Origin of the sequence: Citrobacter sp. C5_2 (genome assembly GCF_014596845.2) — a bacterium.
Classification (GTDB): Bacteria; Pseudomonadota; Gammaproteobacteria; order Enterobacterales; family Enterobacteriaceae; genus Citrobacter; species Citrobacter werkmanii.
This window is the reverse complement of sequence record NZ_CP115032.1, coordinates 585,979-611,200: the sequence shown is the minus strand read 5'-3', so window position 1 is coordinate 611,200 and position 25,222 is coordinate 585,979. Positions and strand designations below refer to the sequence as shown.

Genomic DNA, 25,222 nt, shown 5'->3' with positions numbered 1-25,222 from the left:
GTTTATTACGCTTCGTCACCGAACCAGCAAATATTACGGGCAGCCATAATCAGCTCACCGGCTTTTTCGTCGGTCAACCCTTCGATATCAGCCAGATCATCAATGCCCTGTTCGGCGAGATCTTCCAGCGTACAAACACCACGGGCAGCCAGTTTGAAGGCCATATCGCGATCCAATCCTTCCAGATTCAGCAGATCGTCAGCCGGTTTGTTATCACCGAGGCTTTCTTCCTGGGCCAGTGCCAGAGTGGTCAGTGCGTTTTTAGCACGCTCGCGCAGCGCTTCAACGGTCGGTTCATCAAGGCCGTCAATTTCCAGCAGTTCTTTCATTGGCACGTAGGCCAGTTCTTCCAGCGTCGCAAAACCTTCTTCCACCAGAACTGTCGCGAAATCTTCATCGATATCGAGATATTTGGTGAAGGTATCGATGGCGGCATGTGCTTCAGCCTGATGCTTCGCCTGCAGGTCATCAACGGTCATTACGTTGAGTTCCCAACCGCTCAGTTGTGAAGCCAGGCGGACGTTCTGACCGTTACGTCCAATCGCCTGAGCCAGGTTACCGGCTTCAACCGCGATATCCATGGTGTGTTTGTCTTCATCCACCACGATAGAAGCGACATCTGCTGGCGCCATTGCGTTAATCACGAACTGCGCCGGGTTATCATCCCACAAGACGATATCGATACGCTCGCCGCCCAGTTCGGTAGAGACCGCCTGAACGCGCGCACCGCGCATACCCACACACGCGCCGACCGGATCAATACGCTTATCGTTGGTCTTAACGGCGATTTTCGCACGAGAGCCCGGATCGCGGGCAGCCGCTTTAATTTCAATCACTTCTTCGCCAATTTCTGGCACTTCAATGCGGAACAGTTCCACCAGCATTTCCGGTTTGGAACGGGTGACGAACAGTTGCGCACCGCGCGCTTCCGGGCGCACAGAGTACAGAACGCCACGGATGCGGTCGCCTGGACGGAAGTTTTCGCGCGGCAGCATGTCTTCGCGCAGGATCACGGCTTCAGCATTGCTGCCCAGATCCAGGGAAATGTTGTCACGGTTAACTTTTTTCACCACACCCGTAACGATTTCGCCTTCGTGTTCGCGGAATTGATCAACAACCATTGCGCGTTCAGCTTCACGTACTTTCTGTACGATAACCTGTTTCGCAGTCTGGGTGGTGATACGGTCAAAGGTGACAGATTCAATCTGATCTTCAACATAGTCGCCCACGTTCAGGCTTTCGTCTTCGAAGCGTGCCGCTTCCAGCGTAATTTCTTTGGTTGGCTGGGTAACTTCTTCTACGATTACCCAACGACGGAAGGTATCGAAATCACCGCTTTTACGATCGATTTCTACGCGGACGTCGATCTCTTGCTCATATTTTTTCTTTGTTGCTGTAGCCAGCGCACTTTCCAGCGCTTCAAAAATTTTCTCGCGTGGCAGCGCTTTTTCGTTGGATACGGCTTCAACAACAGCCAAAATTTCTTTGTTCATCGCGGGCTTTTCACCTCAATCCAGACTGTTAAAAGTGGGGAACCAGGTTCGCCTTCTGGATATTACTCAGCGCGAACACTTCATCTTTACCTTCGACTGTGACCGTGATCATCTCACCGTCCACCGCTTTGATAACGCCCTGCCATTTACGACGGTTTTGAACCGCCATACGAAGAACCAGCGTGACTTCTTCCCCCAGGAAACGCACGTAGTGTTCAGCAGTGAACAGAGGACGGTCGAGACCCGGCGAGGAAACTTCCAGGTTATAGGCAACGGTGATTGGGTCTTCGACATCCATCACGGCGCTTACCTGATGGCTCACATCAGCACAATCATCAACATTGATGCCATCTTCACTATCAATATAGATGCGCAGTGTGGATGTGCGACCGCGAATAAATTCGATGCCGACCAGTTCGTAGCCCAGGGCTTCAACCGGGGCTGTAATCATCTCTGTTAATTTTTGCTCTAATGTGGACAAGCCCACCCCCAAGACATAAAAAAAGGGCCTAAAGCCCAGTTATTCTGTAGTCAGATAACAAAAAACCCCGATAAATCGGGGCTTTAGATAACTGAACCCTATAACCGCACCTGCGGTTCGGAGAACCTTCCGAAAGAATTTTTTTCAAATCCAGCTACGAAGGCCTAAGTCTTCACAGTATATTTGAAAAAGAACTCTAAGGGAAAGTGGTTGCGGGGGCCGGATTTGAACCGACGACCTTCGGGTTATGAGCCCGACGAGCTACCAGGCTGCTCCACCCCGCGCCTGAAACGTGGCAAATTTTACTCGTTTTGGGTAAAAAATGCAAATACTGCTGGGATTTGGTACCGAGGACGGGACGTAAAATCTGCGCACAGTATATTGATACTCTATGTGTTATGTCAACCTTGTTACCACTATGCAAATCAATGAATGCTGACCAGCGGGTGGTAATCAAGATAAATGTACCGGCCGCGCCGTTATTTAACGAAATTATCACTAAACTCTTCCTGTCATCCAGAAAAGATGATTAAATGAAAACTCATTTATTTTGCATAAAAATGCATTTAGTATAATAAGCCGACCTCTTCACCAGTCTATCAAGCAGGGTTTTATTTTATGACGACGATTCTCAAGCATCTCCCGGTAGGTCAACGTATTGGTATCGCTTTTTCCGGCGGCCTGGACACCAGTGCAGCACTGCTGTGGATGCGACAAAAAGGGGCTGTCCCATATGCATATACTGCGAATTTGGGCCAGCCGGATGAGGATGACTATGACGCCATTCCTCGCCGTGCAATGGAATATGGTGCTGAGAATGCTCGCCTGGTAGATTGCCGCAAGCAGTTGGTTGCCGAAGGGATCGCAGCCATTCAGTGCGGCGCCTTCCACAACACCACCGGTGGCCTGACCTATTTCAACACCACTCCGCTGGGGCGCGCCGTTACCGGCACCATGCTGGTTGCCGCCATGAAAGAAGATGGCGTGAATATCTGGGGTGACGGCAGCACCTATAAAGGCAACGATATTGAACGTTTCTATCGTTACGGCCTGTTGACCAACGCGGAACTGCAGATTTACAAACCATGGCTGGATACCGATTTTATCGACGAGTTGGGTGGTCGCCATGAGATGTCCGAATTTATGATCGCCTGCGGTTTCGACTACAAAATGTCTGTCGAGAAAGCGTACTCCACTGACTCCAATATGCTCGGCGCGACCCACGAAGCAAAAGACCTGGAATTCCTGAATTCCAGCGTCAAAATCGTCAACCCGATTATGGGCGTGAAGTTCTGGGATGAGAGCGTGAAGATCCCGGCAGAAGAAGTGACCGTACGCTTTGAACAGGGTCATCCTGTAGCGCTAAACGGTAAAACCTTCAGCGACGACGTTGAGATGATGCTGGAAGCCAACCGCATCGGCGGTCGTCACGGTCTGGGCATGAGCGATCAGATTGAAAACCGTATTATTGAAGCGAAAAGCCGTGGTATCTATGAAGCCCCGGGGATGGCGTTGCTGCACATCGCTTACGAGCGTCTGCTGACCGGTATCCATAACGAAGACACCATTGAGCAATATCACTCTCATGGCCGTCAGTTGGGCAAACTGCTGTACCAGGGCCGCTGGTTCGACTCGCAGGCGTTGATGCTGCGTGACGGTCTGCAGCGTTGGGTCGCCAGCCAGATTACCGGCGAAGTGACGCTGGAGCTGCGCCGCGGCAACGACTACTCCATCCTCAATACCGTGTCTGATAATCTGACTTACAAGCCAGAACGTCTGACCATGGAGAAAGGCGAGTCAGTATTCTCACCTGACGATCGTATCGGCCAGCTGACCATGCGTAATCTGGATATCACCGATACCCGCGAGAAGCTGTTCGGCTACGCGAAAGCCGGTCTGTTGACCGCCTCTTCAACGACCGGCCTGCCGCAGGTTGAAAATCTGGAAAGCAAAGCGAAGTAAGCATTCATCATTTTAAGGCCGCGAAAGCGGCCTTTTTTATGCGCGGAATATGAGGTGTCTGTAGGCCTGATAAACGTAGCGCCATCAGGCGTTGCAATAATGTCGGATGGCGGCGTAAACGCCTTATCCGACCTACAGACAGCCACGAGTAACAGACAAAAAAAAAGACGCTTTGCAGCGTCTTTTTTCTGGAATTTGGTACCGAGGATGGGACTCGAACCCACAAGCCCGTTAGGGCACTACCACCTCAAGGTAGCGTGTCTACCAATTCCACCACCTCGGTACAGAATACTTAGTGTGGGATATCGCTGGTCGGCTGAGCCGGAGCAGCTGGCTGAGTTTGCTCGGTTTTCGCCGGTGCGCTCAGATTTTCCCACTCACTTCCTTTATTGGTCTTATTGCTGTTCATGTTACCCAGCACCAGACTGATGATGAAGAACAAGGTTCCCAATACAGCTGTCATACGGGTCATGAAGTTACCAGAACCACTTGAACCAAACAGAGTACCAGAAGCGCCTGCGCCAAAAGAGGCTCCCATATCAGCGCCTTTACCTTGTTGCAGCATGATCAAGCCTACCAGGCCAATTGCCACAATAAGGAAAACTACTAAAAGAGCTTCGTGCATAATCAACCTGTTCCTTGCGGAGTTGCCGCGTACAATGCTTCGACCATTAAAGCGGGAATATTTACTGTTTCCCACTGAAGCGGGTGTGAATACTAACCAAAGCGAATCACCTTCGCAAGGGCATTTTTAGTGCATTGTATCAACTGCGGAAAAAAACAGCAAAAGCGCCGCATTCTGCCGGTTAACGGCGGAAAAACGGCTATAAAACAGCCGGCTATTCGGGTTTCGCTTCCGGCGACACTTTCACGAGCCTGTATTTTCCATACCGTTTAACAATGCGCCATACGCCATCCGGCGTCTCTACGGGTTCTCTCTGCGCGTAGAAGGTGTTTTTTTTACCAACGCGCACGCCTATCTGCAAATTCTCCCCTTCCCCACTAATCAAAGCGATGGTCGGCGTCATATCCACCGGCTCGATAACCGCCTGTGTATCTGCCGCGGGCGACGCCCGCCTGGCATTGGGGTTTAATGTCGACGCAAAAAGCACCTCCATTGGGTTTACCAACTGGTGATGATGGCTGAGTTCCAGGTGGAGATGAGGACCATTGATGCGCCCGGTCGCCCCTGATAAGGCGATAACATTGCCTCTGAATACCTTATCGCCTTTATGAACCTGCAGCGTATTTAAATGCAAATAGCGGCTGCTCCAGCCATCGGCATGACTGACGGTAATATAGAACCCCGTCACCGGACCATAGCCGGTCGCCGTCACTTCGCCATCGGCAACCGACATTACCGGGCTATTTACCGGTGCGCGCAGATCTACGCCTTCATGCCGCATAAACTGACGGGTGACCGGGTGGTAACGCATGCCATAAGGAGACGTCACAACAATTTCGTGCGTCAGGGGGAAGATAAACGCCCCGGCAGGTAGGATATCGACCTCAGAAACGGCATGACGATTCGATAAAGACTGCCAGTTTGGCGCTGGGGCGCTGTTCGTGGGGATCGTCAGATTCAGCACCGAAAAAAAGCTGCTCGCCGTATCATTATCAGGAGCCGGATTGGTTGCAAAGCGATCGGTAGATACAACGCCAGCAGGAAAGAAGCTTGCCAGCGCCATAACCTGCGCGCAGGAAAGATCATCATTGGCATCGGCGTTCACCGTAACGTCAGAGGGCCACGTCATAAAAGCGCGACGTGACAAGGTAGCAGCGCTGATGCGACAGGAGAGAGGGTCGGTTTCCCGTGGGGTCTCAATAAGGTTCGCATGGTGTTTACCGGCCTGAAGATCATCGAAACAGGGCTGATAGCGCTGCCGTATTAAAGGCGATGTTCTTACTGGCGGCTGATTCATCAGCACCGCTGTTGCACAGGTTTTCTGCTGATCCACTGACCGCCATACTGGCAGCGACAGTAAATAAAGCGTACGTGGTATTCGCCCCGTCATGGCTGGCACGGTAGTGTATTGTCGTGGAGCGGGCGGAATGAGCGATACCGTCACGCTGAATTCATCACGCGCAACCTCGTCCCGATACATATCTGGCGCAGCGCGCAGCAAAAGTAACGAAAGCAGAAGAGTGATCACAGGTTAAGCACCGCCGTATACATTAGATAGATCGACATCACAACGATCGCTGGGCCAAATGGAATGTATCCCTGTTTCGCCAGCTCCCCCTGCGGCGCGAATCTGCGGATATAGAAGTAGCGAAACAAAAACAGGCAAAGACCCAACAGGGCTGAGCCCAGCATCAGCACCGCAATATTTTCCACCCCTAACCATGTCGCACACGCGGCGAACAGCTTAACGTCCCCTTTACCGAAACCTTCCCGACCGGTTATCCAGCGGTACCCTTCGGCCATTAGCCAGGTAAAGCCCCATATAAAAACGGCGCCCATTACGCTATCCCGCGGTGAAACTGGAATAAGGTGGCGTACAGAGGCAATAAGTCCTGCCCACAGCAATAAAAACACCAGGCAGTCAGGAAGCAAAAAGGTGCGGATGTCGATAACCGCCAGGGTGTACAACAGGCAGAGAAATAACGCCATGAACGCGAGCTGGAGTAAGCTATATTGCGGATAAAGCCAGTAAACCAGAGTGCAAAACACAACGCCAATGACCGCCTCACTTAACGGATAAATACCCGAAATTGTGCAATGGCAATGGCGACATCTGCCGCGTAACAGCAACCAGCTCACCACGGGAATGTTATCCCAGGGCATAACATTGTGCTGGCAGCATGGGCAGTGAGACGGCGGCCACCATAAATTTACCGCGGGAAGCGCACTTCTTTCTTCATCGTCTGCGGTTTCACGCATCAGCATTATCGGTAATCGATAAATAACGACGTTGAGAAAGCTGCCAATGAATAATCCCAGAAGTAGCGCGAGCCAGGGATACGAGGGAGATAAAAAAGCATCCATGCAGAATTTAACTCTTATTAATAGTCGGTGTTGCATTAGTAACGATCGTCTTTTAATAACTGGCGATCGTTACGCGAGATTATTTGCAGTTATCAGGGATAAGCGCCTTCTGGCTGTCTGACATATCCACCGTGTGCGCATAAGGTAATAACGTCTTCCATGGGTCACCAGTGCTTGATGACAACCAAACCTGTATAGCGGCATATGACGTTAGCCTTATTTTCTCAGGTAGATTAACGCCATTAAAATTAGCCCCGGCGGCAGTGCCACCTACAGCAGTCAGTTGCATTTCGTCTTTATTGCCTGTCGCTCTGTACTCAAAATATAATGGCTCGACATACTGGTTATAAGATTGTGTAAAAACACCCACTGGCCCGGAATAAGGCGTAAAGAATTCGACTCTCAGTAGTTTCAGGTACCGTATAGGCAAAGAATACCACGTAAGATCGCCTTCATAGCTAGGGGCATTGGCTAATACCTTAACGTCATCATCAGGAAATTCGGCGACAAGATCTTTATATGCCGAAATACCCTGGCCTACGCTTCCCTTGCCTTTTGTCACACAATTACCGCTGTTCTGACAAAAGGCTGTGTCAAGTCCACTCATTAAATGCGAAGGCCAGACAAATTGGTTCTTAATATTGTAAAGATCAGTGTAATCATCCACATGCTTACGTTTACCAGCTGAGATATATATGACGTTAAACTTAGGTCTGGCATAAGTAGACACCCAATCAGCTGACGGAACCTGAAACGAAAGCGGAAAAAAGGTATCCCAAAGCTCGCAGTACTGGAGACTGTCGCTAAGACCATATTTTTGCGCTCCTTGCGCCGTTACGCTCGCCAGGAATAAGGCACTCAGTAAGAGTGCACGCTGGCAAATGCTTTGTGGTTTTATATTCATTTCATCAATCATCCTACTGCACTTTTCGACAACGTATCCATTAATGAGAACAGCGCCAGAAATACCCAGATAACGCTCCCGCCCAGGATAACGGTGGCTAAGTTTTTTAACAGTCCGGCAAGTTTTTTAATATACTCCTGTATATGTTCGCGGGAGCGCTCCGATACCGAGAGCAAAACCTCATTAAACGAGGGGAGATCGGCATACAGGCTGATGTTGAGTAACTCTTCCGCGCCCATCAGTCCGGTATCGAGCGCTTTACCATAATTCACGCCGTGCGCCATTTTCTCCAACATGGTGAAAAGATGCCATTTTAGCCAACGGTTAGCATTGAGCTGAATAATTGAAAGCGCATCCGTCAGAGGAATATTGTTACTCAACATTAGCGACAAATTATTCAAAAAAATGGAGGAAGTTAGCTGCCGATAAGTTGAGAACGGCATAATTCTGTCGAGAATCTTATTCCTTATTGTGCCGCTAAAATTGGCCATTGTCAGCCGTGAAAAGATAACCAGAAAGATAAATCCCAGCAGAATTTTTAGCCACAACCCCTCGTAAAGCGCCACGCCAAAATTATAGAGATTCTGTGTCACGGCTGGCCATTTATCAATCGGCACAACGGAGGCAAAGGCGGGGAATACCTTTTGCGAATAGCCGGCAATAACAATTAACGACAAGGTAATCATTATCAGGGGAAATATAAGCGCACCGATGATCTTTTTACGCAGTTCATCGTTGTATTTAATAATCGAAACCAGGGTAAAAAATCCATCAGAAAGGCTGCCGCTCTTCTCCGCCGCGGTGATCACGCTCAGTTCAGAATTCGGCACCATACCTTCGAAAACAGCCGCAACGGATGTTTCCTGCTTCATTTGCGTGATAAGATCCATCAACCGTTTACTAAAGGCTTTCCCCAGTAAAGATTGACCTTCTTTTTGCAGTTTTTGCATCGAATCATACAAAGGCAGACCGGCCTTAATCATGTCTGCGCAAAACTGGTAGATATAGATGCGCTGTTTCTTACTGAATTTTTTCAACGATCATCTCCAGATCTTCTGTTGGCAATACGCCAAATTCCATTGCGTACCAGCGCGCATCCACACGACCAAGCAGCACATGCGCCATGACTTTTTCACGGATCTCAAACCCTTCAGCAAGACCTACCGCTGTCTTTCTTTTTTCCCGCCACAGGGTGTAAACATTAAGCCACTCCTGACGGGAGATAGCCGCCAGTTCGTCATAGGTTGGCAAAAAATACTCCATCGCCAGCTGCCGTCCTTTGATACCGCTCTTCTTACACTTTACACACCCCTTCTCGCTTGCCCGGAACAGAGTAAAAGCGCGGCCGGAAAGGGTAATCTCTTCATGGACTTGCTTACAGGTATCGCAAAGCACCGGCACCAGTTTCTGACACTGCAACCCAGCAACGAAGCCTGGCGTGGAGAGCTTGTCACTGCTGATACCTAATGCGGACATACGCTGCAGGAGTGAAACGATATTGCCCGCATGCACGGTGGTAAAACAGTAATGTCCACTCTCAACGGCGCCCGCCAGGGCGTTAGCTGAAACATTGTCACGAATCTCCCCCACCATCAGTACATCCGGGTCGCGGCGTAACGCAGATTTAATTGCAGCGTGGAAGCCTCCCCCCTCGACGCTGACAACGGAGCTTTGCTTGGCGCCGTATATCTGATATTCCACGGGATCTTCGACCGTCAAAAAGCAGCCGCGATCGTCATAGCGGTTGATTTGTAGCCATTCCATCAGATTTTTCAGCGTGGTGGATTTGCCCGAACCTGTCGTTCCCGCAATGACATACGCGCCATAAGGGTTGCTAAGGATCTTTTTCAAATCGGCAATTTCGGCGGACGAAACGCCTATTTTATCCAGCGAGCCCAGGTTATCTTTTTGCAAACCGGAAGGAATAATACGCAGCACAGCATGGTAACAATCCGCCGTTTCGCCAAAAATGGGAAAATGGGCATAACGGAAACGGTACGGTTTACCGTTAAGACTATAGAGAATATTCGCATTCTGCGGAATTGCCCGGTTCCATGTTGTATCTCTGGTTGTAGCCTCTACGTTGTACAAGACAAATACCAGTTCATCACACTGCTGTGATTTAATCTGCATAAACGGCATCAATACGCCATTTACGCGCGCCTCGAGTAACGCCAACACATCATTCCGCGTAATATGAAGGTCGCTGGCCCCCATATTTACAACGCGCTGTAAGATATTGACCAACTGTTTTTGCGTGTCTGTGATATCAATATCATTATGCGCAGCGTTAAGGGCTTTAAGAGAGATAAATTCCAGTATATGAAAATAATCTTCTTCCGTTACTATCGCCAGGCCAATGACTGGCCGTTTATGCATTGATTTCAGCCGGCTTATCTGGAGCTTGTATTCAAATAACTTATCGATATTGATAGTGTGTACTAATAAATACTCATAACCATCATGAATAGCATTAATGCCTATTCCTTCAAATTCATGATACTCCCAAAGACCGGAAAATATATCTTCAGTCGTTATTCGTTTAAAATCTATATTCACGGGTTAGCTTCCTTAATTTGCAACCCGTTTTTACGATCTTTGGTTAAAATGTATTGTGCGCCGTCCATGGAAAATACATTTCCTGGAGTGACGTATAACAATGTATCACCGCGTTGATTGGCAATAGCAACCCGGGAAAGACCGCCAATGACTGATTCCAGTACTACGTGCGGCTTCGCAATATTATTACCTGTATTTACCGCAGGCGCGCTCTTTTCAGTCTTGATCTTCGCTTCGATTACGGGAGTTGGAGTTGCCCTCGCTTTTATTTTATCTTCACCGCGCAGCTTACGAATTTCGCTCAACATTTTTTCTAATTCAACCTGTTGCTGTAGCTTGCGATATTCTGATTGATATAGATAATCCTGCTCAACGAGTGCCTGAATATGATCCTGCATCGTCAGTTCCGCTGACTGCTCATTCAGGGCTTTCTCATCGACATTTTTTACCTCAGGAGACGCAGCTTTCTCGCCATTGCCTACCAGCGCTGGTTTACCGGTCTGGTTTTTGGGTGCAGGCGGCAAGTCAGTAGTTGGAGCGGCCTGTACCAGTCCGGATCCCACCATTAATACTGCAAATATGATGATATTTTTTACGCTTTGCATACTAATCCTCCGGATACTTTTATTCCATCGTTAATTGTTTCAATCTTCCTGATAAGAAAGGCATCCCGATACGCCTGTTTATACAAGGCAACCTGTAATAATATCCCTTCGTTCACTGATGTGGAGTGTGGTTTTGTCAGCGTCATGTTCCACTCTGCTGAAAGCATACCGTAAGCCTTAACGTCCCCCGCTAATGTTTTTTCCAGCGCTGCGACTGTCGATTTAGGCAGGGTCTTAAATACAATCTCGCCATTTTTCTTTTTACCCTTTCCGCCCGTCAACGTTGAGTTATAGCTTTTGATATAAGAGATAACCTCATTACAGGAATATAACGACAAAGGTTTGTTCTTCTTATACGCGCTTAATAAGTCGTTATCTTTGCGGGCAATTTTCATGTCATTGTATTCAAGTGAAACCCCATTCGACCTGTTCTTTCCTTTTTTTACAGGAAATGATGCTGCGTAGGTTTTACCAAAGAAAGTTAACTCTGGTTGCGTCAAAATAGCAGCGGGGTCGATTTCAAAAGTCATGTGGCACGCCTTTAGCGAACAGCCATAGCTTCGTCCTTCAACAGGAAGTTTAATCAATGCGAACGGAATAACGCTGCGATGAATTTCATCAAGCAGGTGAATACCGAAATCAATACTCATTCCCTCTAATGATTTCTCATACCAGTCGTGTACAGAAGCCTTATCGTTAAGCAGTTTCTGCGCAGCCTGCTGTTGCTGAGCAAGCATTTCGTCTTGCGGCATCTTTATAAAATAATACCAATAGCCTGCACCAGCACCACACAACAGTAAAGCAATAACCAGAATAATAATTATAATTCGACTTGTAGTAAATGTTCCGCTCTTACCTTTCCAGAAATAAAGACCTTCCAGCATAAATTACCCCGCCACCAGAAAATGAAGTGCTAAAGCAAGCAGCGCCAAAAATATCAGACCACCAGCCAGAATGGAGCTAATAATGAATCTGCGACGTCGCTTCAGAGAGAGCTGATGCGCCGCGCATTTCTCTATCACCACAGAAAGCTGGACTTCAGTCAGCGACGTCACTTCCAGGTGTTCATATTGTTCCGGGTGCCGCATGAGCTCATCAAACAGGCTGCGCTCTATAAAGCAATCGGTTCCACTGACAATCCGGCCGCCATTAATAATGAGCAGATAAGTGAAATTATCATCACCATGTGAGAAATAGATGCCATCCCCAAATAACTCTTTAATATAAATCGCAAAAGGCTCATAAAGGGTAGAAATTTTCTCACAATAACCCACTGCTAAACGCCCGTCAGAATCTTTATAGATTACCCGACGATTAGCCTTTACCATTCCGCGAAAAGCTGCCTGCGCGCCAGGGTCAAGATGAGACATACTGTCCGGTTCCCAGAGCAGACCGGTAAGGATATTATTATCCTGTAACAGTTTATCCATAACCATTTATTCCTATCGGGAAGTAATAGGCTGACGATAATAATCGACGCCAATTACCATGACGATCGTCGCAGATTCATCTTCATTTTTGTCACCGATACCCAAGACCTGATATTCCAGACCACCATTTTCACCTTTCACATCATACTTGCCTACCATTAGCAGATCGCCCGGCATAATAATTGATGAGTTAAATGATTCCGTGGTGCTTACGTTCGGTAACTGCACATCATCATAAGTTTCAATGCCTTCCAGATAACGTTTTGTGAAACCACTCACTACCTCAATTCGACCATCTGAAAGCACGCGGGGGGTAATGATAAAACTGGTCCCTGTAATAATGGATGATGTTTCGACCGCGACGTTAACCTCACCATTGTCATCGACGGTACGGGTTTTGCTGGAGACGTAATTTTGCGACTTCGTCATATTCAGCGGTATCGCCATATTGTTGCGCGTGATAAAGGAACCGCTTTGTAACGTCCGGTCGCCCGTTAACTTGTATAACGCATCCAGCCCGCTACTGATATCAACATTGCTGTTTTTCCAGCCTGCCGATATGCCACCCGTCAATGAGTCCAGCAGACTTGAACTGATCTTCATGGTATTCTGCCCGTCATCCAGGGAGAAGTTCATGCCGGCAGAAAGTTCTTTCACTTTCGCTTTATCAAGCGTGAAAATTTTATAGGTAACAATAAACTGACGGCTGTTATCAGCTTTATATTTCTCTAACGCGCGATTAAGCGCCTCATACTCTGAGGGTCTTGAGTTAACCATTAAGACAGAAGAATCTTTAAAAAGATTATAGTTTCCTGAGGAAATATAATTCTTCGCCATATCCTCCACATCATCCCAGAAGGATGATTCGAATTTGGTTTCCGCCTTTCCGGTCAACCCGCCGCTGGAAGTCGCCTCGTTACCCGAAAGATCCAGGTTCGTTTCTGTCTTATTGTTTTCACCATAAAAGTCCAGCTTAATGACATACGTTTCATAAACGTTTATTTTAAGAACGTTATGATTATCAAGTTTTGGGCTGACGTCATAAAGAGAAGCGATATACTGAATAAACTCCTCAAAGGTGCCATCAAATTTTACGCTACGCGCCGTATTCCAGCTACCGCTGTTATTTGACGCACCGGCTTTTGCGCCTATCGCACTCTCGTTGATCCGGTAACTGATTCCCGTTTGTGCAGAGACAGCGTCCATAATGACTGCCAACGTGGCGGGTTCATAGGATGAAATTTTGACATGTTTTCCCATGATTCGCTGCTGCTCAACGCTGTAATCCACCTTTTTCCCTATGTATGCGCGGTCGTACTTGATATACGGCTTCGCTTTTGATTCATCCTGGGTGGTCGCATCTTTAAAATGCTTCTGAATCTGGCTTTCTGAATCATATTTTTCTTCAAAATCGCTAACACAACCCTGCAGAAAAATGGCTAATATTAACAACCCTGTCTTAATCTTCATCCCTGCACCCGTTTTACATTTCATCAATAACAATAACGCGATTTTTCTGATATTTCTTGACTACCAGGCCATAATTCTCAGAAAAAAACAGCTCGCCAAGTTCTTGTAGGATCTCGTCATCCGATTTCCCTGCCAGCGTAATATTGTTATAAACCAGGTAATCTTTTGCACTGTTCCAGAAAAGCTTATAGCCATTAGCCTCCACCCATTTTCTGATTTCCTGGCTTAATAATTTATCTTCCTGAATCACCAGTGGCGGCGCTGAAGGTGCCGCTGCGTGATAAGTATCGCCAGTAAACGGATTTCTGCCAGTATGTTGAACAACCGCATCAGAAGACACTGGAGATGCCACCATATGGATTTCTGATGAACTATTATTACTTGCCATAGCCTGCGGCAAAAGCATTACCGACAATATAAGCAGGCAGTATTTCCTGATAATCATATTCTCTTCCCTCTGTTTATCAGATTGCTATTATTTATATTCTGTCGTCGTCAATAAGTCATATGGCGTACCTGATTGCGGTATCGTACTGCACCATTTGGTAATGACATAAGATATTGTCTGTGGGTTTACTATGCTAAATCCTGCTCCCGTTTCTGAATCATACATGCCCATCGTTGCAGTCACTGCCCATACATATTTGCTGCCCGGGAATTTATATTTTTGCGCTGAGTTATGATCGGGACGAACCCCATTTGAAACGTCCATCTCAGCCAAGTCTACCTGTACGGTAACGCCGCCAAGCAAATCCACGTTCTTGCTATCATCTAATTTTGCGCGAGTCTCATTTTGCTTAGTATAGCTACCATTTATGCCGCCATCATCATAAGCCGAGACAGAAGATATACTGGCAGACAACCGTGGATATAACTTCCTGGTAACCTTTGTTTTTTCCTTATTACCATCTTCATCCAGGATTGCGTCACCGTTGGCGTCACGTAAAATAATTTCCTGTTCGATGACAGGGCAAGTCTGCACTGCAAATCGATGTAAGCCAGAGTTTATTGAACTGTCATCATATGCTGCCACATAATCTTTCTTATCTGTAATATCCACAGATAAAAGTTCATAGCCAGAATATTCACTTACTGACGGAGTCACAAGTTCAAATGCATCATATGTACTGGAAGGATAATAATTCGAAATAATATCTCCCCCAGCCATGCTGCTGCCATTCCAGGGACGATAAGAGGTATTATCATCCAGATAAAAATCACCCTCAATTTCTTCGTTATTGTTATTTTTGTATGTAAAGCGCTCAGGGCTACCGTCGGCGGAAAGCATCAAATCACCGCCATAATTACGCTTGAATAAAAAAACTGGCCGTGACGTATTTTCCATCACCAGATTGGCTTTTAGCGTACCCATTTTGCTCTCATCACCATAATTCTCCGGATCGGTCATATCCAGCGAAAGGATCTGATCTTCGCCATGGGCACCTGTGCCTGCCTCCTGGTTGTAACACAGTTCAACTTTACTTGCCTGGGTGTTCCAGCATGCCGTGCCTGAGCCGCCGCCATTACCCCCCTGATCGTTATCATTCATGTCAAAGGTAAAGCGAATACCCAGTTGCTGCCCCTTTCCCAGCGTTTCCAGCCGCTCCAGGTTAGACGCCATATCCGAAAACTCGACTGGTGTACTGCCGTCAGCTTCCGTTATCAGTTGCCAGGCGTCCGCCGTCCTGACCCGGCGAACAAGCATGATATGCGAAGCAATCAGGCCTGAGTTATTTAACGCATTGTTAAACGCGGAGGCATAATTGGCAAAACTATACTTGTCGTTACTCTCCGTGTAGTTGAACGCAACAATAGCATCCATACGCGCAATCGTGCTGGAGGGGGTTTTAAGATCGTCAGAAGCAAACCCAATCCGTTCAATTTTCGCCGCGGGATTTTTAGCCGCCGTCACAAGTGAGCAGGGTAAATATTCTTGTGTCAGTTCAAATGTCGATTTAAGTGAGACGTTACAGCTTTTGCTGATAAACAAATAACGTTGTTGCTTTTGCTGATTCGCCCCCTCTCCCCACAAAAAATAGTTCGTCCCGGTCCCGGTATCAATGTCCGTAACGTTATTAGTTATCCGGTAACGATATTGGGAATCGGTACTGCTGCCTTGCGTGGCTTCATACAGTGGATTATCTTTTTCACCGTCTTTTGTTTGCAGGGTATCATCACGCAAATAATTCATCACGCCCTTCATCTCCTGGACAAGCGCGTTCGCGATGGTCTGGCGCATTTCTTTCGCTGCTTGTTTACGGGCATAATTGGTATACATAGCTAGCGCGCCACCAATGATTGCCAGTACAACAATAACTTCTAGTAGTGAAAATCCAGCCTGATGGTTTCGGGACCGCATACTAATTCCTGAAGAACATGAATCATTTTTATATAAATAATAAGTGGCTATTCACAGTAAATAGCCACTTGTTTTTATTCTAAAAAAGAACAGATTCTAATTTAGAGCACAGAGTATTATTTACTACCGAAGATAACAGCGTTAATGGAACCCTGGCCGTCACAGACGCCATCAGCAACAATATCAGCAGGCGCAATGTCACCAGAGGTCAGCGTCTTAAGAATCGCGCCACTTTTACTTACACTGAAGTCCCGGCCAGAAATAGACGGTTCAGACCCGGCAGCGGCACCGGAGTTGAGCGCTTCAACATAGTCCCACTGATTACCCATCTGGGAAATCAGGTTACGACACTCTTCTGACGCCAGACCATTGACCACCACAACAAAGCCTTTTTTCTGAGAACTTGAGCTATCCGTTAACGCGTTATCCATCTGGAACGCATCGTTAGAGAAGCCGTTAAACGCTTCATCAGCAGAGATTTTACCCATACGCACCAGCGTGGCGATTGGTGAGTCATTGGATACAGAAGTATCGTTGATATCGGATTTAGACAAACCTTTAATAGAATCGCTTTGCGCCGGATATTGAGCCTGATCTTTATAAGCTTCATTCATTGCAGTACGTACACTGGTCAAATCATCCTGTACAGCAGACAAGTCCTGAGCCGTAAAAGCCCGCTGGGCTAAAATAACCACACCAGCGGCAATAACACCGATAATCCCTAAGACAATAATTATTTCCAACAGCGTAACACCACGCTGTTTCTTCATCTCTTTTAATTTAGAGACCTTTTTGGTCACATTCCCTTTTATGTTTAAAACCATTGTACTCATGTTATACACCCTTATTAATTCCGTTAAATTCAGGCTTAGCCACCTGTTCGAATATTATTAATATGGAAAAATAAGAATGCAACAGAACGAAAAAAAACTAAGAATACATTTATATTCAGCAAACACATTCCATACATTATTTTTATAATATTTATAGAAAAGTATAATTATTATGAATTAGTTAAATCAATAAAACAAAACGTACTTTATAGTTTTACTTTTACATGAAATGCGGAATATTTTCAATAATTAAATGTCAATCTTGATAAATTTCTCTTCTTCCTTATTTATTAAGCCCTTATCGATAAAACAATACCGATAATACTGTCATTCCTGTTACTCTGGCATGAGAATGAAAAAAAATGCCCGGTTAAATTAACCGGGCGTCTGATAACAAATTATAACGTTCTTTAATAGAGGTTAAACTAACCCCTATAGCTATGTATTAAACCGCTTTCACTGCATCTGCAATACGATGGGCGAACTCAGATACCTGCGCCTCGTCTTCACCTTCAACCATCACACGAATTAATGGTTCAGTGCCAGACTTACGCAGCAGGACGCGTCCACGATTACCCAGCGCTGCTTCAACGTCTGCCATCACCGCTTTCACATTGTCATTTTCCAGCGGATCGCCGCTACCTGCGGTGTAACGTACGTTAACCAGCAGCTGCGGGAACATTTTCATGCCGCTGCACAGGTCGTGCAAACTCATATGATTGCGCACCATCGCAGTCAACACTTGCAGACCCGCCACGATACCGTCACCGGTGGTGGTTTTATCCAGCAGGATCACATGGCCTGAGTTTTCCGCGCCGATACTCCAGCCTTTTTCCTGCATTTTTTCCAGGACATAGCGGTCACCGACTTTCGCACGGGCAAACGGAATACCCAGCTGTTTCAACGCCAGCTCAAGACCCATGTTGCTCATCAGCGTGCCTACCGCGCCACCGCGCAGTTGTCCCTGACGCAGCGCTTCACGGGCGATGATATACATGATTTGGTCACCGTCGACCTTATTGCCTTCGTGGTCGACCATGATCACGCGGTCGCCGTCGCCGTCCAACGCGATACCCAGATCGGCTTTTTCCGCGATCACGCGCGCCTGCAGGGCGCGGACGTCGGTAGCGCCGACTTCTTCATTGATGTTAACGCCGTTTGGCTCACAACCAATGGCAATAACATTTGCGCCGAGCTCACGCAGTACGTTTGGCGCAATGTGATACGTCGCACCGTTAGCACAATCCACCACAATTTTAAGCTCGCTCAGGCTCAGTTCATTCGGGAAGGTACCTTTGCAAAACTCGATATAGCGACCGGCGGCATCGACAATGCGGGTGGCTTTACCCAGCTCAGCCGAGTCCACACAGGTGATCGCTTTTTCCATCTCGGCTTCTATGGCTTCTTCAACCGCATCCGGCAGTTTGGTGCCGTCGATAGAGAAAAATTTGATCCCGTTGTCATAGTACGGGTTGTGTGAAGCGGAGATAACAATCCCTGCTTCAGCACGGAAAGCACGCGTCAGATAAGCAACGGCAGGTGTTGGCATTGGGCCAGTGAAAGAGGCAGAAAGACCTGCGGCAGCCAGGCCCGCTTCCAGCGCAGACTCCAGCATATAGCCAGAAATACGCGTATCTTTACCGATGATAATTTTTCGTGAACCATGACGTGCCAGCACTTTTCCTGCCGCCCACCCCAGTTTCAGCACAAAGTCAGGGGTAATTGGGGAGTCGCCTACGCGGCCACGGATCCCATCAGTGCCAAAATATTTACGATTACTCATAGCGTTTGTTTTCCTTTGCAGACAATGTGGCTTCCACCACACGCATCGCTTCTACGGTTTCTTTGACGTCATGGACACGAACGATCTGCGCCCCCTGCATTGCGGCAATCACCGCGCACGCAAGACTACCGTTCAGGCGTTCGGATGGCCCCACATTCAGCAGTTGACCAACCATTGATTTTCGTGACATTCCAACCAGCAGCGGCAGCTCAAAATGATGAAACTCAGCCAGGCGTGCCAGTAATGTGTAGTTGTGGGTGAGATTTTTACCGAATCCGAATCCCGGGTCGAGCAACAATTTATCTTTTGTGATTCCGGCTCGTTCACAACGTGCTATTTGCTCAACAAAGTAACGATTTACCTCAGCGAACACATCCTCGTACTTTGGCGCTTCCTGCATAGTTTTCGGTTGCCCCTGCATATGCATCAAACAAACCGGCAGTCCGGTTTCCGCGGCGGCTTCCAGCGCCCCGGGCTCCGAGAGTGAACGAATGTCATTGATGATATGTGCGCCGACCCGCGCGCATTCGCGAATCACTTCGGGTTTCGAGGTATCGACGGAAATCCATACTTCAAAACGTTGAGCAATCGCCTCCACCACAGGGATCACTCGCTGCAGCTCTTCTTCCACGCTCACATCAGCAGCGCCAGGACGCGTGGACTCCCCCCCCACATCAATGATAGTCGCCCCAGCGTTAATCATCAGATTTGCGTGTTTTACCGCCTCAACCAGAGAGTTGTGCGCCCCGCCATCGGAAAAAGAATCTGGCGTAACGTTTAAAATCCCCATGACGTGAGGATGGCTGAGATCCAGTGAAGAACCCTGAGCAAAGAGTTTCATAGTTTTATCCCTGGTAAAAATCTTGAGTATGCAGATAAGAAAAACCCCGGAGCAAGCCCCAGGGTTTTCAATTAAAACACGGTCATCATCAACGATAACTTATTTGTCGCCCAGTTGCTCTGACATGGTGCCAGAGTCCGGCGCACGCGGTTCATCAACCGGACGCGGCGCGCTCGGCTTGCCGGTGCTGCCAGAGTTGTTGTTAGAAGAACCCGGTTCTTCCCAACCCGCTGGCGGGCGCACGTCGCGGCGAGCCATCAGATCATCAATCTGCGGCGCATCGATGGTCTCATATTTCATGAGCGCATCTTTCATCGAGTGCAGAATGTCCATGTTTTCGTTCAACAGACGACGCGCACGGTCATAGTTACGCTCAATCAGCAGCTTAACTTCCTGATCGATAATGCGAGCCGTTTCATCGGACATATGTTTAGCTTTCGCAACAGAACGTCCCAGGAACACTTCGCCTTCTTCTTCAGCGTACAGCAGCGGACCGAGTTTATCGGAGAAGCCCCACTGAGTAACCATGTTACGCGCCAGGTTAGTCGCGACTTTGATGTCGTTCGACGCACCGGTAGAAACATGTTCAGCACCGTAGATGATCTCTTCCGCCAGACGACCGCCGTACAGCGTGGAGATCTGGCTTTCCAGCTTCTGACGGCTGGCGCTAATTGCGTCGCCTTCAGGCAGGAAGAAGGTCACACCCAGCGCACGACCGCGCGGGATAATCGTTACTTTGTGTACGGGATCGTGTTCCGGTACCAGGCGACCGATAATCGCGTGGCCAGCTTCGTGATACGCGGTAGATTCTTTCTGCGCTTCCGTCATCACCATGGAGCGACGTTCCGCACCCATCATGATTTTGTCTTTCGCTTTCTCGAACTCAACCATCGACACGACGCGCTTGTTGCCGCGAGCAGCAAACAGCGCCGCTTCGTTCACCAGGTTCGCGAGGTCAGCACCGGAGAAGCCCGGCGTACCACGTGCAATGATTGCCGCATCGATATCCGGAGACAGCGGTACGCGACGCATATGCACTTTCAGGATCTGTTCACGACCACGAACGTCCGGCAGACCAACCACAACCTGACGGTCGAAACGGCCTGGACGCAGCAGCGCAGGGTCAAGAACGTCCGGACGGTTAGTTGCCGCGATAACGATAATACCTTCGTTACCTTCGAAGCCGTCCATCTCAACCAGCATCTGGTTCAGGGTCTGCTCACGTTCATCGTGACCACCGCCCAGACCAGCGCCACGCTGACGGCCTACTGCGTCGATTTCATCGATGAAGATGATGCACGGTGCCGCTTTTTTGGCCTGTTCGAACATGTCACGCACACGAGATGCACCCACACCCACGAACATTTCCACGAAATCAGAACCGGAAATTGTAAAGAATGGAACCTTCGCTTCACCGGCGATAGCTTTCGCCAGCAGGGTTTTACCGGTACCCGGAGGACCGACCATCAGGACGCCTTTCGGGATTTTACCGCCCAGCTTCTGGAAACGGCTCGGTTCGCGCAGGTATTCAACCAGCTCAGCAACCTCTTCCTTCGCTTCGTCACAACCCGCAACGTCAGCAAACGTGGTTTTGATCTGATCTTCCGTCAGCATGCGCGCTTTGCTCTTACCGAACGACATGGCGCCTTTGCCACCACCGCCCTGCATTTGACGCATGAAGAAGATCCAGACACCAATCAGCAGCAGCATTGGGAACCAGGAAATGAAGATAGAAGCCAGCAGGCTAGGCTCTTCAGGCGGTTCGCCGACAACCTTGACGTTTTTGGTCAGCAGGTTATCAAGCAGCTTCGGATCGTTAACCGGAATGTAGGTCGTGTAACGGTTACTATCTTTCTTGGTAACGTTAATCTCACGTCCGTTGATCTTCGCTTCACGAACCTGGTCCTGATTGACCTCTTGCAGGAAGGTAGAGTAATCAACCTTACGGCCATTAGACTCGCTGGGCCCAAAGCTCTGGAATACTGACATCAGCACAACGGCAATGACCAGCCAGAGAATTAGGTTTTTCGCCATGTCACTCAAGGGATTAACCTCATATTACAACTGTGTTAAAAACAGCGTCAGGATACTCTATATCCAGTTTCTTTCAAACTTTCGTTTGAAATCTACCGGTTATGGTTTACGCCCGGTCGCTACAATATACACTTCACGCGAACGGGCGCGAGAAGAGTCCGGCTTACGAACTTTGACCTTCGTAAACAGGGAGCGAATCTCTCTTAGATACTCATCGAAGCCTTCGCCCTGGAACACCTTCACTACAAAACTACCACCTGGCGCTAAAACATCTCGAGCCATTCCAAGCGCCAGCTCTACCAGATACATGGCCCGGGGAATATCCACCGCCGGTGTTCCACACATATTTGGTGCCATATCAGACATGACAACTTGTACTTTACTGTCACCTACGCGTTCAAGTAACGCTTGCAGGACTAATTCATCACGAAAGTCGCCCTGAAGGAAGTCCACACCAACGATTGGATCCATAGGTAAAAGATCGCAAGCGATAATGCGGCCGCTGTTGCCGATCTGCGTAACCGCATATTGCGACCAGCCACCCGGTGCAGCGCCGAGATCAACAATCGTCATCCCCGGTTTAAAAATTTTGTCACTTTGCTGTATTTCATCAAGTTTAAACCAGGCACGGGAACGTAACCCCTTTTTCTGCGCCTGTTGAACATATTTATCGCTAAAGTGTTCCTGAAGCCAGCGACTCGAGCTGGCAGAACGCTTTTTACCTGTCATTTCACATTCCCAAAGGGCAGTTCATCGTAACCAATGGTGTAAATTTCTACACAGCTATTTGGTGATATATGGGAGATGGCGGTAGAATGACCCGTTTTCAATCCCAACGTAAGCAAAAATATACGATGAATCTGAGTACTAAACAAAAACAGCACCTGAAAGGTCTGGCACATCCGCTCAAGCCGGTAGTTATGCTTGGCAATAATGGTTTGACCGAAGGGGTACTGGCCGAGATTGAACAAGCGTTAGAGCACCATGAACTTATCAAGGTGAAAATCGCCTCGGAAGATCGCGATACCAAAACCTTGATCGTGGAAGCTATCGTACGCGAAACCGGCGCCTGCAATGTACAGGTCATCGGCAAAACGCTGGTACTGTATCGCCCGACTAAAGAACGTAAAATCTCGCTGCCACGCTAAGAATATCCCAAAGTCGCACACGAAGTTTGTGTAAAACGCGGGTTTTTCCGCTAGCAGGAGAGCAAAATGCCACGCTCTCTTCGTTGATAAAAGGCCGCTATGCGGCCTTTTTCCTTTCTTTACAATGTATCAACATCTTAACCAAGATGCGAATTACAGGTATTCGACCTTCGTTACTTCATATTCAACTTCACCGCCCGGCGTTTTGATAACGACGACGTCATCCTGCTCTTTGCCAATCAGGCCACGAGCAATAGGCGAGTTCACTGAAATCAGGTTCTGTTTAAAATCAGCTTCATCATCGCCGACAATACGCCAGGTCTGCTCTTCGTCATTATCGAGATTCAGAACGGTAACCGTCGCGCCGAAAACAACACGACCATTGTTCGGCATTTTAGTGACGTCAATCACCTGCGCATTGGACAGTTTAGCTTCGATATCTTTAATGCGTCCTTCGCAGAATCCTTGCTGTTCGCGAGCCGCGTGATACTCCGCGTTCTCTTTCAGGTCACCGTGCTCACGCGCTTCCGCGATAGCGGCGATAATTTCAGGACGGCGCACAGATTTCAGAAAATCCAGCTCTTCGCGCAGTTTTTCAGCACCACGTAAGGTCATCGGGATAGCTTGCATTTGTTATACCTCTTGAACATTCCTGTAGGGGCCGATGGTTCTCACCCCGGCTGCTAAGCCCACCCTGGCATACGCCATGCCAGAGTCAGAAGCAAAAAAATACCGACCCGGGGCTCAAGGTCCCAGGTCAGCTACAATTCTCTATTTGATGATCATTTTACCCTGGAGTTCCCTATGGGTCATCGTTTACTTTTTGGGGCGTTGCGCCGTAGTATGACGGCCTGTTTCCAGGTTGTTAGCGCGAGATTATGCGATTTCCCAGATTTACCATTGGATTGACTGCCAGTATAGCGTTCAGCGTTCAGGCTGCGAATGTCGACGAATACATCAACCAGCTTCCTGCCGGGGCCAACCTCGCCCTTATGGTACAGAAGGTTGGCGCATCTGCACCCGCTATTGATTTTCATAGCCAGCAGATGGCGCTCCCCGCCAGTACCCAGAAAGTGATCACCGCGCTGGCGGCGTTGATTCAGCTCGGGCCTGATTTCCGTTTTACCACCACGCTTGAGACGAAAGGCAACGTGGAAGGCGGCGTTTTGAAAGGTGACTTAGTGGCGCGATTTGGCGCCGATCCGACGCTAAAACGCCAGGATATTCGCAATATGGTAGCGACCCTGAAAAAATCTGGTGTGACGCAAATTGCCGGAAATGTTCTGATCGACACCTCTATCTTCGCCAGTCATGATAAAGCCCCCGGTTGGCCCTGGAACGACATGACGCAATGTTTTAGCGCCCCGCCTGCCGCAGCCATTGTCGATCGCAACTGTTTCTCGATTTCGCTCTACAGCGCGCAAAAACCGAACGATCTGGCATTTATTCGCGTAGCATCCTACTACCCGGTTACCATGTTCAGCCAGGTGCGAACCCTCGCGCGTGGCTCTGCCGAAGCGCAATATTGTGAACTGGACGTGGTTCCAGGCGATCTCAACCGCTTCACGCTGACCGGATGCCTACCTCAACGCGCCGACCCGCTGCCGCTGGCGTTCGCCATTCAGGATGGCGCCAGCTATGCCGGGGCGATTATCAAAGATGAGCTAAAACAAGCGGGTATCACTTACAGCGGCACGCTGCTGCGCCAGACGCAGGTCAACGAGCCGGGGACCGTGGTTGCCAGCAAGCAGTCAGCGCCGCTGCATGACCTGCTTAAGATTATGCTGAAAAAATCGGACAACATGATTGCCGATACCGTTTTCCGCATGATTGGCCATGCACGATTTAACGTCCCGGGCACCTGGCGGGCAGGTTCCGATGCCGTACGCCAAATTTTGCGTCAGCAGGCGGGCATCGATATTGGCAACACCATTATTGCCGACGGTTCTGGTCTCTCCCGCCATAACCTGATTTCCCCGGCGACCATGATGCAGGTGCTGCAATATATCGCTCAGCACGATAACGAGCTGAACTTTATAACTATGCTACCGCTGGCGGGCCATGACGGCTCCCTGCAATACCGTGCGGGCCTGCATCAGGCTGGCGTGGATGGCAAAGTATCGGCGAAGACAGGCTCACTACAGGGCGTCTACAACCTCGCAGGCTTCATCACCACGGCAAGCGGTCAGCGCATGGCGTTTGTGCAGTATCTGTCGGGTTATGCGGTAGAGCCGGCTGACCAACGTAATCGGCGTATTCCGCTGGTACGCTTCGAGAGTCGGTTGTACAAGGATATTTATCAGTCTAACTAAGCGGATGCAGGGAGCGGTA

General features: G+C 48.6%; 23 protein-coding genes and 2 tRNA genes. 3 read left to right on the top strand and 22 right to left on the bottom strand.

Going from position 1 to position 25,222, the window contains the following annotated elements:
- Positions 1 to 5: 5 nt before the first annotated feature.
- The 3 genes from nusA to ICA20_RS03000 form a co-directional block, all read right to left on the bottom strand.
- Positions 6 to 1,493, bottom strand: coding sequence for a transcription termination factor NusA (gene nusA / locus ICA20_RS03010; protein ID WP_038634199.1), 1,488 nt, complete (start codon positions 1,491 to 1,493; stop codon positions 6 to 8).
- 28 nt (positions 1,494 to 1,521) lie between these two features.
- Entirely contained in the window at positions 1,522 to 1,974 is a 453-nt protein-coding gene (gene rimP, locus ICA20_RS03005) for a ribosome maturation factor RimP (RefSeq protein ID WP_003024996.1), read from the bottom strand.
- 207 nt (positions 1,975 to 2,181) lie between these two features.
- Positions 2,182 to 2,258: transfer RNA gene (locus tag ICA20_RS03000), tRNA-Met, on the bottom strand.
- A 334-nt stretch (positions 2,259 to 2,592) separates the two neighbouring features.
- On the opposite strand from ICA20_RS03000, the gene argG reads away from it, so the two are divergent.
- Positions 2,593 to 3,936 (top strand): argininosuccinate synthase, encoded by a 1,344-nt coding sequence (gene argG, locus ICA20_RS02995; RefSeq protein ID WP_038634202.1) that lies wholly within the window; start codon positions 2,593 to 2,595, stop codon positions 3,934 to 3,936.
- Positions 3,937 to 4,132: 196 nt separating this feature from the next.
- Here the strand turns inward: argG and ICA20_RS02990 are convergent.
- The 18 genes from ICA20_RS02990 to rlmE all read right to left on the bottom strand — a co-directional run bounded on the left by ICA20_RS02990 (position 4,133) and on the right by rlmE (position 22,472).
- A tRNA-Leu gene (locus ICA20_RS02990) sits at positions 4,133 to 4,219 on the bottom strand.
- Between the two features lie 9 nt (positions 4,220 to 4,228).
- Complete coding sequence (secG, locus tag ICA20_RS02985; RefSeq protein ID WP_006687886.1) at positions 4,229 to 4,561, bottom strand: preprotein translocase subunit SecG; 333 nt, start codon at positions 4,559 to 4,561, stop codon at positions 4,229 to 4,231.
- 214 nt (positions 4,562 to 4,775) lie between these two features.
- Positions 4,776 to 6,089: a M23 family metallopeptidase gene (locus tag ICA20_RS02980; RefSeq protein ID WP_051594485.1), complete on the bottom strand. Its 1,314-nt coding sequence runs from the start codon at positions 6,087 to 6,089 to the stop codon at positions 4,776 to 4,778.
- Positions 6,086 to 6,925 (bottom strand): A24 family peptidase, encoded by an 840-nt coding sequence (locus ICA20_RS02975; RefSeq protein ID WP_038634205.1) that lies wholly within the window; start codon positions 6,923 to 6,925, stop codon positions 6,086 to 6,088. Before ICA20_RS02975 ends, ICA20_RS02980 begins: the two co-directional genes overlap by 4 nt.
- Positions 6,926 to 7,004: 79 nt before the next feature.
- Positions 7,005 to 7,841, bottom strand: coding sequence for a hypothetical protein (locus ICA20_RS02970; protein WP_038634208.1), 837 nt, complete (start codon positions 7,839 to 7,841; stop codon positions 7,005 to 7,007).
- On the bottom strand, positions 7,838 to 8,866 hold the full coding sequence (locus ICA20_RS02965; RefSeq protein WP_038634211.1) for a type II secretion system F family protein: 1,029 nt from the start codon (positions 8,864 to 8,866) through the stop codon (positions 7,838 to 7,840). Before ICA20_RS02965 ends, ICA20_RS02970 begins: the two co-directional genes overlap by 4 nt.
- Positions 8,850 to 10,388 carry an ATPase, T2SS/T4P/T4SS family gene (locus tag ICA20_RS02960; protein WP_038634214.1) on the bottom strand — a complete coding sequence of 513 codons (1,539 nt, stop codon included), beginning with the start codon at positions 10,386 to 10,388 and terminating at the stop codon, positions 8,850 to 8,852. Before ICA20_RS02960 ends, ICA20_RS02965 begins: the two co-directional genes overlap by 17 nt.
- A complete protein-coding gene (locus ICA20_RS02955) occupies positions 10,385 to 10,993 on the bottom strand; it encodes a hypothetical protein (protein WP_051594486.1) in 609 nt (202 codons plus the stop codon). The genes ICA20_RS02960 and ICA20_RS02955 overlap by 4 nt, the downstream gene beginning before the upstream one ends.
- Positions 10,981 to 11,877 (bottom strand): hypothetical protein, encoded by an 897-nt coding sequence (locus tag ICA20_RS02950; protein WP_038634217.1) that lies wholly within the window; start codon positions 11,875 to 11,877, stop codon positions 10,981 to 10,983. Before ICA20_RS02950 ends, ICA20_RS02955 begins: the two co-directional genes overlap by 13 nt.
- 3 nt (positions 11,878 to 11,880) lie before the next feature.
- The gene (locus ICA20_RS02945; RefSeq protein WP_038634220.1) at positions 11,881 to 12,423 is read right to left on the bottom strand and encodes a hypothetical protein; all 543 of its coding nucleotides are present in this window, start codon (positions 12,421 to 12,423) and stop codon (positions 11,881 to 11,883) included.
- Between the two features lie 12 nt (positions 12,424 to 12,435).
- Complete coding sequence (locus ICA20_RS02940; protein WP_038642889.1) at positions 12,436 to 13,893, bottom strand: type II and III secretion system protein; 1,458 nt, start codon at positions 13,891 to 13,893, stop codon at positions 12,436 to 12,438.
- A gap of 13 nt (positions 13,894 to 13,906) precedes the next feature.
- On the bottom strand, positions 13,907 to 14,338 hold the full coding sequence (locus tag ICA20_RS02935; RefSeq protein ID WP_038634223.1) for a TcpQ domain-containing protein: 432 nt from the start codon (positions 14,336 to 14,338) through the stop codon (positions 13,907 to 13,909).
- 30 nt (positions 14,339 to 14,368) lie between these two features.
- Positions 14,369 to 16,252, bottom strand: coding sequence for a type II secretion system protein (locus ICA20_RS02930; RefSeq protein WP_038634225.1), 1,884 nt, complete (start codon positions 16,250 to 16,252; stop codon positions 14,369 to 14,371).
- 116 nt (positions 16,253 to 16,368) lie between these two features.
- On the bottom strand, positions 16,369 to 17,085 hold the full coding sequence (locus tag ICA20_RS02925) for a type IV pilus major pilin (RefSeq protein WP_077223913.1): 717 nt from the start codon (positions 17,083 to 17,085) through the stop codon (positions 16,369 to 16,371).
- 445 nt (positions 17,086 to 17,530) lie between these two features.
- A complete protein-coding gene (gene glmM, locus ICA20_RS02920; protein ID WP_038634228.1) occupies positions 17,531 to 18,868 on the bottom strand; it encodes a phosphoglucosamine mutase in 1,338 nt (445 codons plus the stop codon).
- Positions 18,861 to 19,709 (bottom strand): dihydropteroate synthase, encoded by an 849-nt coding sequence (gene folP, locus ICA20_RS02915; protein ID WP_038634231.1) that lies wholly within the window; start codon positions 19,707 to 19,709, stop codon positions 18,861 to 18,863. The genes glmM and folP overlap by 8 nt, the downstream gene beginning before the upstream one ends.
- A gap of 99 nt (positions 19,710 to 19,808) precedes the next feature.
- A complete protein-coding gene (gene ftsH, locus ICA20_RS02910; RefSeq protein ID WP_003025013.1) occupies positions 19,809 to 21,743 on the bottom strand; it encodes an ATP-dependent zinc metalloprotease FtsH in 1,935 nt (644 codons plus the stop codon).
- A 99-nt stretch (positions 21,744 to 21,842) separates the two neighbouring features.
- Positions 21,843 to 22,472, bottom strand: coding sequence for a 23S rRNA (uridine(2552)-2'-O)-methyltransferase RlmE (gene rlmE / locus ICA20_RS02905; RefSeq protein ID WP_006687879.1), 630 nt, complete (start codon positions 22,470 to 22,472; stop codon positions 21,843 to 21,845).
- Positions 22,473 to 22,597: 125 nt separating this feature from the next.
- Between rlmE and yhbY the strand changes: the two genes are divergently transcribed.
- Positions 22,598 to 22,891: a ribosome assembly RNA-binding protein YhbY gene (gene yhbY, locus ICA20_RS02900; RefSeq protein WP_003025016.1), complete on the top strand. Its 294-nt coding sequence runs from the start codon at positions 22,598 to 22,600 to the stop codon at positions 22,889 to 22,891.
- Between the two features lie 153 nt (positions 22,892 to 23,044).
- Here the strand turns inward: yhbY and greA are convergent, their stop codons facing one another.
- Positions 23,045 to 23,521, bottom strand: a complete 477-nt coding sequence (greA, locus tag ICA20_RS02895) for a transcription elongation factor GreA (RefSeq protein ID WP_003025019.1) — start codon at positions 23,519 to 23,521, stop codon at positions 23,045 to 23,047.
- Between the two features lie 248 nt (positions 23,522 to 23,769).
- On the opposite strand from greA, the gene dacB reads away from it, so the two are divergent.
- Positions 23,770 to 25,203, top strand: coding sequence for a serine-type D-Ala-D-Ala carboxypeptidase (gene dacB, locus ICA20_RS02890; protein ID WP_038634235.1), 1,434 nt, complete (start codon positions 23,770 to 23,772; stop codon positions 25,201 to 25,203).
- Positions 25,204 to 25,222: the final 19 nt, after the last annotated feature.